Source organism: Psychroflexus curvus (assembly GCF_020164585.1).
Classification (GTDB): Bacteria; Bacteroidota; Bacteroidia; order Flavobacteriales; family Flavobacteriaceae; genus Psychroflexus; species Psychroflexus curvus.
The window spans coordinates 396,329-410,095 of sequence record NZ_JAIQZF010000003.1 but is presented as its reverse complement, the minus strand read 5'-3'; the positions used below and the strand labels follow the sequence as shown (position 1 = coordinate 410,095).

At 36.7% G+C, this 13,767-nt stretch carries 12 protein-coding genes; 6 read left to right on the top strand and 6 right to left on the bottom strand.

Annotated features, from left to right (window positions below; genetic code table 11):
• Positions 1-22 precede the first annotated feature (22 nt).
• Together typA and LB450_RS06340 are read right to left on the bottom strand one after the other, a co-directional pair.
• A complete protein-coding gene (typA, locus tag LB450_RS06345; RefSeq protein WP_224487015.1) occupies positions 23-1,819 on the bottom strand; it encodes a translational GTPase TypA in 1,797 nt (598 codons plus the stop codon).
• A gap of 126 nt (positions 1,820-1,945) precedes the next feature.
• Positions 1,946-3,352, bottom strand: coding sequence for a hypothetical protein (locus tag LB450_RS06340; RefSeq protein WP_224487014.1), 1,407 nt, complete (start codon positions 3,350-3,352; stop codon positions 1,946-1,948).
• Positions 3,353-3,485: 133 nt separating this feature from the next.
• On the opposite strand from LB450_RS06340, the gene LB450_RS06335 reads away from it, so the two are divergent.
• Entirely contained in the window at positions 3,486-5,117 is a 1,632-nt protein-coding gene (locus LB450_RS06335) for an ABC-F family ATP-binding cassette domain-containing protein (protein WP_224487013.1), read from the top strand.
• Positions 5,118-5,193: 76 nt separating this feature from the next.
• Here the strand turns inward: LB450_RS06335 and mltG are convergent, their stop codons facing one another.
• The 3 genes from mltG to dapF are packed head-to-tail and all read right to left on the bottom strand — an operon-like array spanning position 5,194 to position 7,532.
• The gene (gene mltG, locus LB450_RS06330) at positions 5,194-6,237 is read right to left on the bottom strand and encodes an endolytic transglycosylase MltG (protein WP_224487012.1); all 1,044 of its coding nucleotides are present in this window, start codon (positions 6,235-6,237) and stop codon (positions 5,194-5,196) included.
• Positions 6,227-6,754 (bottom strand): GNAT family N-acetyltransferase, encoded by a 528-nt coding sequence (locus tag LB450_RS06325; RefSeq protein WP_224487011.1) that lies wholly within the window; start codon positions 6,752-6,754, stop codon positions 6,227-6,229. Before LB450_RS06325 ends, mltG begins: the two co-directional genes overlap by 11 nt.
• Positions 6,747-7,532, bottom strand: coding sequence for a diaminopimelate epimerase (gene dapF / locus LB450_RS06320; protein WP_224487010.1), 786 nt, complete (start codon positions 7,530-7,532; stop codon positions 6,747-6,749). Before dapF ends, LB450_RS06325 begins: the two co-directional genes overlap by 8 nt.
• Before the next feature lie 124 nt (positions 7,533-7,656).
• Here dapF and LB450_RS06315 point away from each other — a divergent pair, with 124 nt between their 5' ends.
• The 4 genes from LB450_RS06315 (at position 7,657) to obgE (ending at position 11,340) form a co-directional block, all read left to right on the top strand.
• Entirely contained in the window at positions 7,657-9,063 is a 1,407-nt protein-coding gene (locus tag LB450_RS06315; RefSeq protein WP_224487009.1) for a trypsin-like peptidase domain-containing protein, read from the top strand.
• A 131-nt stretch (positions 9,064-9,194) separates the two neighbouring features.
• Positions 9,195-9,734 carry a hypoxanthine phosphoribosyltransferase gene (hpt, locus tag LB450_RS13770; RefSeq protein ID WP_322962723.1) on the top strand — a complete coding sequence of 180 codons (540 nt, stop codon included), beginning with the start codon at positions 9,195-9,197 and terminating at the stop codon, positions 9,732-9,734.
• A complete protein-coding gene (locus LB450_RS13765) occupies positions 9,727-10,299 on the top strand; it encodes an adenylate kinase (protein ID WP_322962721.1) in 573 nt (190 codons plus the stop codon). The genes hpt and LB450_RS13765 overlap by 8 nt, the downstream gene beginning before the upstream one ends.
• Positions 10,300-10,323: 24 nt before the next feature.
• Positions 10,324-11,340, top strand: coding sequence for a GTPase ObgE (gene obgE / locus LB450_RS06305; RefSeq protein ID WP_224487008.1), 1,017 nt, complete (start codon positions 10,324-10,326; stop codon positions 11,338-11,340).
• On the opposite strand, the gene LB450_RS06300 is transcribed toward obgE, so the two are convergent.
• On the bottom strand, positions 11,337-12,485 hold the full coding sequence (locus LB450_RS06300) for a sensor histidine kinase (protein ID WP_224487007.1): 1,149 nt from the start codon (positions 12,483-12,485) through the stop codon (positions 11,337-11,339). The two genes, obgE and LB450_RS06300, sit on opposite strands and share 4 nt — an antisense overlap.
• A gap of 117 nt (positions 12,486-12,602) precedes the next feature.
• Between LB450_RS06300 and LB450_RS06295 the strand changes: the two genes are divergently transcribed.
• Positions 12,603-13,766: a 5-(carboxyamino)imidazole ribonucleotide synthase gene (locus LB450_RS06295; RefSeq protein ID WP_224487006.1), complete on the top strand. Its 1,164-nt coding sequence runs from the start codon at positions 12,603-12,605 to the stop codon at positions 13,764-13,766.
• Position 13,767 lies beyond the last annotated feature (1 nt).

Genomic DNA, 13,767 nt, shown 5'->3' with positions numbered 1-13,767 from the left:
AACTTATATAATCAACTAACGACTAGATGATTTTAAAACGCTTACGATCTGTTTCTTTCAAATAGATCTTACGTATTCTTAAGAAATGAGGAGTAACTTCCACATATTCATCCTTCTGGATATATTCTAAAGCTTCTTCCAAAGAGAATTTCTTAGCTGGAACAATTTTAGCCTTATCATCTGCACCAGAAGATCTGACGTTAGAAAGTTTTTTAGTTTTTGTGATGTTCACTGTCATATCATCAGACCTTGAATTTTCACCGATTACCTGACCTTCATAAATCTCTTCACCTGGGTCTACAAAAAACTTACCTCTATCCTGTAGTTTGTCGATAGAATAAGGAATAGCTTTTCCTTTTTCCATAGAAACCAAAGATCCGTTTTGACGTTGTGGAATATCGCCTTTTAGCGGTTGAAACTCTTTAAAACGGTGAGCCATAATAGCTTCGCCAGCAGTAGCAGTCATCAATTGGTTTCTTAAGCCAATGATTCCACGAGAAGGGATTAAAAACTGGATAGTCATTCGATCTCCTTTTCCTTCCATACTCAGCATCTCCCCTTTGCGCATAGTCACCATTTCTACAGATTTACCAGAAATATTCTCAGGTAAATCGATAGTCAATTCTTCAATTGGCTCACACTTCACACCATCAATTTCTTTGATGATTACCTGTGGCTGGCCAATTTGAAGTTCGTAACCTTCTCTTCGCATAGTCTCAATCAAAACAGATAAATGCATAACTCCCCGTCCAAAAACGTTGAATTTATCTGCTGAATCTGTTTCTTCCACTCTTAAGGCTAAGTTCTTTTCAAGTTCTTTTGTTAAGCGATCCTTGATGTGTCTCGAAGTCACAAATTTTCCATCCTTACCAAAGAATGGTGAATCGTTAATCGTGAACAACATACTCATCGTCGGTTCATCTATAGCGATAGATTTTAAGCCTTCAGGATTTTCAATATCGGCAACAGTATCCCCAATTTCAAAACCTTCTAAACCTACTATCGCACAAATATCACCAGCTTCAATCTCTTCTACTCTTCGTCTACCAACACCCTCGAAGGTGTGAAGTTCTTTAATTCGTGTTTTGGTTATTGAGCCATCACGTTTCACCAATGAAACAGGCATATTTTCTTTTAAAACTCCTCTGTGCAAACGACCGATAGCAATTCTACCAGTGTATGAAGAGAAATCTAAAGAAGTAATCAACATTTGAGTATTTCCATCTTTTACTTCAGGAGAATCAATATGTTCTACAACCATATCGAGCAAAGGCTCAATATTGTCTGTTTTATTATCTGGGCTGTCGCTCATCCAGTTATTCAATGCAGAACCGTAAACCGCTGGAAAATCCAACTGCCATTCTTCAGCACCAAGCTCGAACATTAAGTCAAAAACTTTTTCGTGAACTTCTTCTGGTGTACAGTTTGGTTTGTCAACTTTATTGATAACTACACATGGCTTAAGACCAAGATCTAAAGCTTTTTGAAGTACAAATCGAGTTTGTGGCATTGGTCCTTCAAAGGCATCTACTAAAAGTAAAACCCCATCGGCCATGTTTAAGACTCGCTCCACTTCACCACCAAAATCGGCGTGACCAGGAGTGTCAATGATATTGATTTTTGTGTCTTTGTAAACTACAGAAACGTTTTTGGAGACAATCGTTATCCCTCTTTCCCGTTCGAGATCGTTATTATCTAAAATAAGGTCCCCTGTGGATTCGTTGTCACGAAACAATTTACAGTAATGCATGATTTTGTCCACCAAAGTTGTCTTGCCGTGGTCAACGTGAGCGATAATCGCAATGTTCTTGATATTCATAAAAAGGCATAATTTTAAGTCTGCAAATGTAATGTTATTTTATGTATAAAAAGAGGCTTTAGCAAAATGATAATTTTGCTGATTATTTTTAAAATAAAGTCTTAAATATCAACAACTTAAATATAGCTATTGACTTGACAGGCTTGAGAAGTGGCTTTCTAATTTTGGATCAAACAAACTCATGGAATTATTGGTAAGCCTGTAATTCTTATCAATAATATAAACACGATTGATGTAGTTTTGATAAAAACCATACGTATTGGTTGGCACATCAGAAATAACCTGGTATTCAGTTTGAGGAGGATAATTAAATCGTTTGAGGGCATTAATCCAAAGACGTGGATTTTGTACATCTAGGTTAATACTTAAAAAATTGAATTCAGGATAGTTGTTTCTTAGCTCATTAATAGTATTTAAATTATTTTTTTTCCCTTCAAACGAAAAGGCTGACCAGGTATACAAAATGGTGGGCTTGGATTTTGAAATTTGGTGAAGCTGAATCGTGTCCATACCAGGTGTCCTTAAACTCAGATTTTTTAAATTCTCTCCTATTAAATACTTGCTCTGAATATTGACTAACTGATACAATTTCTCTTCATCTATTGCTGGGAGATCAAATCTTTTAATAATGGCTGATGTTTCTGCCAGTTGCTCCTCTGTTTCAGAAAAAACAATTTCTCTTCTGATAAAGCGATTAAAAAAATTAGACCTTAGGAAGTCATTGTCAAATAACTCATGAACAAGATCCAATCGGCGTTTAAGATTTTGATGATTATTCAAATCGAAACAATCTCTGTTTTCAGTTTGGCAAATCTCTATTGATTTATTCCTGAGGTAATTATCAAGAAATCGCATATAACTAAAATTCGGCACTAGATCAGGATTATTAAAATCAATCCCTTTTCGATAATCGAAATAATCTTCAGGAAACTCTTCAAATTTAGTTGGAACATATTTTTTCATCAGGAAGGCATAGCGCTCTCTCATGTCATAATATTCATATTCAATAATGCTTTCCGCGATATTTTCAAAATAAGGAGTAAATTTTGAATTAGATTTTAACCTTTCAAAATTTTTGAATCGCAATTTTAATATAGAGTCAGTTTTTTCAATAAAATTTTGAGGCGATATTTTATAATAAGACAAAATCAAATCATTGTCCTGTTCGTTCAAAAGGAACATACTGATAAGAAAATTATTTTCTGTAGAAGAATTTCCACCATAACTTAAGGATTCATCAAATTCCAGAGTATTGACTCTCAAAACCGCACTGTCCCCTGGCTTTAAATAAACATTTTGAGACTCTGGATAATGCTTAAAAGTGTAAATTGACTCTTCTTTTTGAGAAAATTCGTAGCCAAAATTATTATTCTTGTCTAATGGGATAGTGTCGATGACGCTGTCATTATGCTCTAAAGTAACATAATTGGAATTGGGGTTTACAATCCGACCACCAATAAAGGTAAGCTCTCTATTTTGTTCTGAAGAACAACCTAAACATACAATTAAAACCCAAAGAAAAGAATACTTCATATAATGCACATTGCATACAAAACTACTTTTACAAAAACTCTAATCATGTTAAGTCACCGTTAAAAAAGCACACTAACAAATTCTTTACGCCTTGTGATAAAATGAGTACTTTTGCAAAAAAATCAGCTTTATTATGCTTTCAGTTTCAAATCTTTCTGTTCAATTTGGTAAACGTGTCCTCTTTGACGAAGTCAATACCAGCTTTACTTCTGGTAATTGTTATGGCATTATCGGCGCCAACGGTGCCGGTAAGTCTACCTTTTTAAACATCATTTCAGGGAAAATGGACCCTACTTCCGGTCACGTTCATTTAGAACCCGGCAAACGCATGTCTGTTCTTGAGCAGGATCACTCCATGTATGACGATTATAATGTCTTGGAAACGGTAATGATGGGTAATGAGCCTCTTTTTAAAATAAAAAAAGAGATGGATGATATTTACGCAAAAGAAGACTTTAATGATGCAGACGGAGAACGGGTAGGGGTGCTGCAGGTAGAGTTTGAAGAAATGGACGGCTGGAATGCTGAGAGCAATGCCGCTTCTCTACTCTCCAATCTTGGAATAGATTCTGAGCATCACTACACTTTAGTAAAAGACCTTGATGGTCAGCAAAGAGTGAGAGTGCTTCTGGCTAAAGCGATTTTTGGAAATCCAGATGTACTTATCATGGATGAGCCTACTAATGATTTGGATTACGAAACCATTGCCTGGTTAGAAAACTTCCTGGCTAATTTTGATAATACCGTTATCGTTGTTTCTCATGACCGTCACTTCCTCGATGCTGTATGCACACACATTTCTGATATTGATTTTGGTAAAATCACCCATTATAGTGGTAACTATACCTTTTGGTATGAATCATCTCAATTGGCTGCAAAACAAAGAGCCCAACAGAATAAAAAATCTGAAGAAAAGAAAAAAGAACTTCAGCAATTTATAGAACGATTCAGTGCCAACGTAGCTAAATCTAAACAGGCTACCTCTAGAAAGAAAATGTTGGACAAATTGGATTTTCAGAATATTAAGCCCTCCAACAGGAGATATCCAGCCATTATTTTTGAAAAAGAAAGAGAAGCTGGAGATCAGATTCTCCATGCTGAAAATTTATCGGCAAGCATCGATGGCGAAAAGATTTTCACCAATGTCCATATCAATCTAAACAAAGGTGATAAAGTAGTTATCTACTCTAAAGATTCCAGAGCAACAACTGCATTTTACGAAATTATAAATGGCAACGCAGAGCCAGACTCAGGTTCTTACAAGTGGGGTGTAACTACCAGTCAGTCTTATTTACCAAACGATAACAGTAAATACTTTGAAAGTAAACTTTCATTGGTGGATTGGTTAAGACAATGGGCTAAAACTGAAGAAGAAAGAGAAGAAGTTCATGTAAGAGGATTCTTGGGGAAAATGCTATTTAGCGGAGATGAAGCTTTGAAAACATGTGATGTCCTCTCTGGTGGAGAAAAAGTAAGATGTATGGTAAGTAGAATGATGATGACCAGAGCCAACGTGCTTCTTCTGGATGAACCTACCAATCACTTGGACTTGGAAACGATTACGGCTTTCAACAATTCACTGAACAATTTCAAAGGAAATATCTTATTGACAACTCACGATCATCAGTTTGCGCAAACGGTAGGAAACAGAGTTATTGAACTCACTCCAAATGGCGTAATAGATAAGTTCTCAACATTTGATGAGTATATGTCTGATCCTAAAATAAAAGAACAGCGTGAAAAAATGTACAGCGTAGGAGTTTAACTTAAACTTTATATCACAAACTAAGCCCTTAGAAATTCATCTTAAGGGCTTTATTTATTTTAAAAACTCAACGTTTTTATCTATATATCTTCTGCTTATTAACCCAGTTTTGGTATGCTCTGGCATTGCGGTTATGCTGAGCCAAAGTTTTAGCAAATTTATGATAGCCTGGATTTTCAGGGTTGGCAGCAAAATAAAGGTAATCGTGAGATTCTGCATTTAAAATTGCGTTTATTGAGGATACATCTGGCATAGCGATAAGACCCGGAGGAACGCCTTTATATTTATAAGTGTTGTAAGGGGAATCCAATTCTAAATCTTTATAAAGCACACGTTTAATCGGTGTTTCAAAATCTTGATTCTGATTTTGAATTGCGAAAATAACACTAGGGTCTGCCTGAAGTTTCATCCCCCTGCGCAGTCTGTTCAGATAAACCCCAGCAACTTTAGGCCTTTCTTCCACCTTAGCCGTTTCCTTTTGAACAATTGCTGCTAGAGACATTACTTCCTGTGGAGACAGGTTGAGTGCTTCCGCTTTTTCTAGCCTGTTCTCATTCCAAAATTCGTTATAATAACTGACCATCCTATTTCGAAACTCTTCACCAGAAGTATCCCAGTAGAATTCATACGTATTGGGGATGTAGTATTTTAAACTTTGCAAAGGGCTTACCTCAAGAGAATCCAAAAAAGGTTTTGAAATCATAGCCCTTAAAATCTCCAGACTGTCAGCTTCGATTTGCTCAGCTACTCTTCCAGCGAGATTTTCAAGCCTGTGTTGATTATTAAAACTCACCTGTATTGGAACATTTCCAGACCTGAGTGTGTTTATAATTTCGTTGTTATTCATGTCTTTTTTCAACACAAAATGCCCGGCTTTCACATTACTGCCATAGCCTTTTTTGTTAGCTACAGTAATGAAATTATCAGTGTCCTTCAAAAAGGGATGCAACTGGTTTACAACCTCTTGCAGAGAACTTCCCGTTGAAACATATACCGATTTGGTTTCTGTATCGAATGCTGTATTAGGAGAGAAGATGACATTGTAAATATAAATGCTTACTCCACCAAGAACAATTAGCCCTACAACAGAGGCTGCTATCAGTATCTTTTTAATGTACATGCTTAATTTTTTGCAATAAATATTCACTCTGGAAATCGCCGTCGTTGAATCTCCAGTCTTTTTTTAAACCAACAATTTCAAAACCAAAGCTTTGAAAAAGCTTAAGACTCCTCGTATTTTGTTCTATGATTGATGCAAATAACTGATGTAAATCCAGGACATCGAAGGCATAATCCAGCATGAGCTCCAAAGCCTCTGTTCCATAACCTCTGGATTGATAATTTTCCAGTATAAGAATTCCTAAACCAGCTCTCTTGTTTTTTGGATCGAAATCGTAAAGATCTATAAAGCCAATAGGTTGCTTATTATGTAAGGCTAAAACTAAACGCATTTGCTTTGCCTCGTAAATATCCATATAAGAATGGTCCAGGTATTCTTTTAAAACCACTCTGGAAAAAGGTTGTAAAGTATCGCTCAAATACCAAAAACGTTCATCATTTTCTACTAACTCAAGAAAATCTAAATCTTCTGGAGTCAAGGCTCTTAACAATACATGTTTGCTTTTAAGTTTAATCATAATAATCGCCTTCAAAAACAAGTTTTGCTGGACCTTTCAACCATATGTTTTTTGCAGCGTTTGGACCTTCAATCTCAAAGTCTACTTCCAAATCACCACCTTTAGTCACTACTTTTATGGGTAATTGGTCTATTTTATTAGACATTTTTGCAGTAATTGCCGCAGCAGTTACTCCAGTTCCACAGGAAAAAGTTTCGTCTTCTACTCCTCTTTCGTAAGTTCTAACGTGTAAAACATCATCAATCACCTTTATGAAATTCACATTAGCCCCTTTTATAGCCTTATAATTGGGTAAGTTTCTAATTCGCCTTCCCTGCGTAAATACATCAAAATCATAAACATCATCTACAAAAGCTACATGGTGTGGAGAACCTGTATCCAAAAATGAAGCGTCTCTACTCATATTCACGGTTGGAACATCAGCCATTTTCAAATTGACAGAATCCCCTTTAATAATTGCTGAATGCAACCCATCAACAGCTTCAAATGTTGCTTCAGACTCAACAGCTCCTAAGTGCTTTGCAAAAGCTACAATGCACCGGCCTCCATTACCACACATAGTGCTTTCGTTACCATCAGCATTAAAATAGACCATTTTAAAATCGCATAAATCCATCGTGGAATTCTCTAAAAGAATCAGTCCATCTGAACCAACCCCAAAACGTCTGTCGCAAATCTTTTTTATGAGTTTGGTATCGTTTTTGAAACTAGACTTTCTGTTATCTATTAAGACAAAATCGTTTCCTGTGCCTTGATATTTATAGAAATGTAAATCCATCATTAGGGTTTAGAATTTGCAAATATAGCGAAATATAAAAGGAAGTGCAGGGGTTAAAAATCGGTTAAATCCAGTTTCAAATGGAAAACATGAAAGTAATTTTAATAATAAATTTTAGTAGACGATGAAGAAAAGTGTTCACTTATTATCAATTGCATTATTCGCAAGTGTTTTAAGCATCGGGGGATACAAGTTTTTCTTTGAAGAGTCCCACCCTGTAACCCAGGACTACAAAATACCGTGGCAAAAAGAAAACAAGGATGCATCTACTCAGCTTGCAACCTATACAGGAGAAAATTCAGAAATGAATTTTACTGAAGCGGCTAAGAAAACCGTTAATGCGGTGGTACACGTCAAAAACATTACCACAACACGGCAGGCCAGAAGCGCTTTTGAATATTACTACGGTAGTGGAGAAATTCGAAAAGCAATAAGAGGTGCTGGTTCTGGAGTCATCCTTAGTCCTGATGGACTTATTGTAACCAATAATCATGTGATAGAGGGGGCTTCAGAAGTTCAGGTGACACTGAACAACAATGAAACCTACGTTGCCGAAATTTTAGGCACAGCACCAGATAACGACATCGCTTTACTCAAAATTGATGCGACAGATTTGGATTATTTACCTTTTGGGGATTCCAATGACGTTGAAATTGGTGAATGGGTATTAGCAGTTGGAAACCCTTTCAATTTAACCTCGACCGTAACTGCGGGTATTGTGAGTGCAAAGGCTCGAGATCTGGGAAGTTCTGATAACAAGTTCCAGTCCTTCTTACAAACCGATGCAGCTGTAAACCCCGGAAATAGCGGTGGGGCTTTAGTAAATACGAGGGGTGAACTCATAGGAATAAATACAGCCATCACCTCTCAAACCGGCTCCTTTGTTGGTTATTCTTTTGCAATCCCAAGTAATAACGCCAAAAAAATCGTTGAAGATTTATTAGAATTTGGAAACGTAAGAAAGGCAATTTTAGGAGTTACAGGTAGCGATCTTAATAGTATAATCGCTAAAGAATTAAATGTAGATAGCTCACAGGGATTTTACATTAGCAATGTTGAACCAGAAAGCGGAGCCTCAAAGGCCGGACTGCAAAAAGGGGACATCATCACATTTCTAGATGATATTAAAATAAGAAAATTTGCGGATATGACCGGATATCTGAATTCTAAAAATCCAGGTGAAACGGTTAAGGTCGTTTACTTAAGGAATAATGATGAACGCCAAGCAGATGTAACCTTAGACATTTTAAAAGTTTATCAAATTAAGGAGATTGGGGTAGAAGTTTCAGAACTTACTAAGGCTGAATTAAAAAAATATGGAGCTGCTTCTGGAGTTATTATCAATAAGATGTTGCCTAATAGCTTTACCAAAACGGATATAAGTGGTCTGGTTATTACTAAAATTAACGAAAAAGAGGTGAATTCTATTGACGATGTAAAATCCATCATCGGCAATAAAGATTCAGAAGAGCCTATGTTAATTACCTTCCTAAGCCCTAACGGACAAGAAAAAACCTATGTATTCAGATAAAACCTGAAAGGTAGTGTTAAAGTACTAAACTCCCTTTTTCAGCACTGAAAAAGGGAGTTTTTTATTTAGGTTTACGGACTCCACTTAATAGGTTTTGAATTCTTATATTTGCAGTTCACAAAATTTATGGCATGGTTAAACTTCACGATTTGGAATTTGAACCCTATCTCGATCAAAAAACACTTCAGAAATCAGTAAAACAGCTCGCTGAACGCATTTGTGCTGACTACACTACTAAAACACCTGTTTTTCTTGGAATTCTAAATGGTGCTTTTATGTTTTTATCCGATTTGATGAAGTATTATGAAGGAGATTGCGAAATAAGTTTTACTAAATTAGCTTCCTATGAAGGGATTTCCTCTACAGGAGAAGTGTCAACTTTACTAGGTGCTGGAAATTTGAAAGGCAAGGATGTTATAGTTGTTGAAGATATTGTCGATACTGGGAATACGCTGGAGCACATTGTTGACGTATTGAAAAATGAAGGGGTTGCTTCATACAAGATTGCAAGTTTATTTTTAAAACCTGAAGCTTATAAAAAAACACTCCCTATAGATTACGTGGGCATTGAAATACCCAATAAATTTATAGTGGGCTATGGTTTAGATTACAACGGCTTAGGAAGAAATATATCAGAAATATATCAACTAAAATCAAATCTTAATGATTAACATCGTGCTATTTGGCCCTCCAGGAGCCGGAAAGGGAACTCAAGCAGAAAACCTTAAAGAAAAATACGATCTTAAACATATCTCAACAGGAGATTTGTTTAGACACAATATCAAAAACCAAACGGAACTCGGTCAACTAGCCAAATCTTATATGGATAAAGGAGAGTTGGTTCCCGATGAAGTCACCATCAAAATGCTGAAAGCCAAAGTTGAAGAGCATCTCGACAGCAAAGGTTTTATTTTTGACGGTTTCCCAAGAACCAAAGCTCAGGCAGAATCGCTGAGTGTTCTGATGCAATCCAAGGATTCACAAATCGATGCCATGATTGCTTTGGAAGTGCCAGATGAAGTCCTGGTAGAACGTCTTTTAGAACGAGGAAAAACTTCCGGGAGAAAAGATGACTCTAACGAAGAGGTGATTCGAAACAGAATAAAAGTATATTACGAGGAAACTGAAGTCCTCAAAGAATTTTACAAAAAAGAGAATAAATACTATGGTGTAGATGGTGTAGGTTCCATTTCGGAAATTACAGATCGCATCAGTAAAGTGATTGATTCTTTATAAAAACAGAGCATTTAGCTTAAGACTATGACAGAAGGTAACTTTGTAGATTACATAAAACTCCACTTGAAATCTGGAAACGGAGGCAAGGGTTCCGCACACCTAAGAAGGGAAAAATACATTCCCAAGGGCGGACCTGACGGAGGAGATGGTGGCCGTGGCGGTCATGTCATTTTTATAGCTAATAAAGACCTCTGGACGCTTTTTCATTTAAAGTTCAAAAGACACATTAAAGCTACTCACGGAGAACACGGCGGTAAACAGACCAGTACTGGAGCTGAAGGCGAAGATCAATATATTGAAGTCCCTCTAGGTACGGTTATTAGAGATACCAACACCAACGAAGTCATTAAAGAAATGACAGAGCACGAGGAAGAGTACGTCGTTGTGGAAGGTGGAATGGGTGGAAAAGGTAACGCACACTTCAAAAGTTCTACCAACCAAACACCGCGATTTGCTCAGCCTGGAATACCAGGAGAAGAACTTGACATCACCCTAGAACTAAAGCTTCTCGCCGATGTAGGTCTTGTGGGATTCCCTAATGCTGGTAAATCTACCTTATTGTCGGTAATAACAGCAGCTAAACCCAAAATTGCCAACTACGAGTTTACCACTTTAAAACCTAACCTTGGGATTGTTGAGTACAGGGATTATAAAACCTTTGTGGTTGCCGATATTCCTGGAATCATAGAAGGCGCTGCCGAAGGGAAAGGCCTTGGCTACCGCTTTTTAAGACATATTGAAAGAAATTCTACCCTATTATTTCTTATCCCTGCCGATGCGCCGAGCGTTAAAGAGCAATATGAAATTCTTCTCGATGAATTGAGAAGATACAATCCCGAGCTTCTTGATAAATCTCGTGTGATTGCTATTTCGAAAGCCGATTTACTAGATGATGAACTTGAAGCTGAATTAGCTCAGGAAATAGAGAATGCCTTCGGTCATATTCCTCATGTATTTATTTCTTCAATCACGCATCAGGGCTTGGTTCAGCTAAAAGATTTACTCTGGACAACCTTAAATGAAGATAAAATTACTGATTAAGATTTAGGTAGTTTGATCTCGAAAATAGTTCCAGATTCTGCAGAACTTGATAAGACACGTATTTTCCCGGAATGGTAATCTTCAATAATGCGTTTGGAAAGTGAAAGTCCTAAACCCCAACCTCGTTTTTTTGTGGAATAACCAGGTTTGAAAATGGTTTTAAACTTGGAGCCAGGGATTCCTTTACCAGTATCACAGACATGAATTTTATAAAAATTCTTATCTTCAAAAAGACAAATTTTTATGCTACCGCGACCTTTCATCGCATCTATTGCATTTTTAGTTAAATTTTCTATGGTCCAGCTCAACAAAGCAGGATTTAATTCGCAAAGGAATTCTTTATCTGGTAATTCAATGGAAAATTGAATCAGTTTAGAACTTCTATCGCTTAGATACTTAAATGAATATTCTACAGCCTTATTGAGACTGGAAACTTTGAGTGTGAGTTTCGAACCTACTTTAGAAAAGCGTTCGGTTATAGTTTTTAACCTGTCGATGTCTTTTTCTATTTCTAAAATATATTCCGGATTGACCTCTTCAGATCTCAATATTTCCAGCCAACCAACCAGTGATGATAGCGGCGTTCCTATTTGATGCGCTGTTTCTTTGGCCATTCCCGCCCAAAGTTTATTTTTTTCACTGTTTTTGGCGGTGATATAATACAGATAAATAAGTGCTATCAATAGGAAAATGATGAGCAATAAGATAAAAGGATAGTATTTTATTTTAGTAAGAATGGAAGAGTCTCCATAATACAAATACTGTTTTCCGGATTCCCCTAAATCAATGATGATGGGTTGATTTTGATTTTTTATAGATTTAAAAAAAATCCTCAGCCTTAAAGAATCACTGGCTATAGGATCTGGAATATTATTGATTTCCTGAAAACCACCAGATGCGTTGACAATAAACATCGGAATATCATTTATCGTATTTAAAATCTCTAGCTCAAGGCCAAGATCCTGCTCCTCTCCTGCCCTATTCACTGAAGCCTGAGCTGCAGACCAAATTCTCATTTTTTCTCGTTCTTCATCTTTTACACCTTCATAAAACACAGATATGTTCCACACTACAACACCAATCACAACAACGGAAGTAAAAAGAATAAAAAGCCTGACCTTTACCGTATTCTCAAAAAGTTTCATGAAAGGAATATTTACACAAGTATAACGAAAATGAAAATGCTTTACTATTAACCTCTGAAAATTGAAATTATTTCAGAAATTATCAAGAACAGCATGTAAATCTATTATTTTTGTAGCATGACACATTATTTTTCTTCAGATTTTAAACTCGGAATTTTAGGCGGCGGACAGTTGGGTAAAATGCTGCTTTACGACACACGCAAATTTGATATTCAAACTTTTGTAATGGATGCCAATGCAGAAGCACCCTCAAGGCTTGCTTGTAATCATTTTGAAGTGGGAAGCCTTATGGATTATGATAAGGTTATGGCTTTTGGGAAAAAAGTTGACCTTCTTACTTTTGAAATTGAATCCGTGAGTGTGAAAGCTTTAGAAGATTTGGAAGCTTTAGGCAAAAAAGTATATCCATCTGCAGCTACCTTACAAAAAATTCAGAATAAAGCTGTTCAAAAGAAATTCTACGCGTCCAGCCACATCCCTACTGCTGACTTCAAAATATTTCCCGATTTGAAAAGTCTTAGGAAAGCGGTTTCAGATAAAAAAATCAGTCTGCCATTTGTGTGGAAAAGCAGCACTGGTGGTTATGATGGCAAAGGGGTAAGTGTCATAAAATCTGAAAAACATCTAAGTCAACTTCCAGATGTAGAATGCATCGCTGAAGATCTTGTCGATTTCAAAACAGAAATTGCTGTTATCGTAGCAAGGAGTGTTTCCGGAGAAATAAAAACCTATCCAGTGGTAGAAATGGAATTTCATCCCGAAGCCAATCAGGTTGAATACGTATTATGCCCTGCAAGAATAGACGAGGACCTGGCTAATAAAGCCAGAGAATTGGCACATTTGGTCTCCAGTAAATTTGAGCACGTGGGTCTCTTGGCTATTGAAATGTTTGTCACCCAATCTAATGAAATTCTGGTCAACGAAGTTGCTCCAAGACCTCACAATAGCGGACATTTTAGTATTGAAGGGAGTTTCACCAATCAATTTGAACAACATTTGAGGGCGATTATGGATTTACCCCTGGGCAGTACAGAAAGCAAAACCAATTCGGTTATGGTGAATTTGGTTGGGGATGAAAACCATACTGGGGATGTTATATATGAAGGCATTGATGAGATCCTGGCTATGCCTGGAGTAACACCTCATATTTATGGAAAACGAGAAACACGACCCTTCAGAAAAATGGGGCATGTGAATATTATCCATTCAGAATTGAGTGAAGCCAGAATCCTTGCTACAAAAGTAAAATCTAAAATTAAAGTCATTTCCAAAACATCATAAT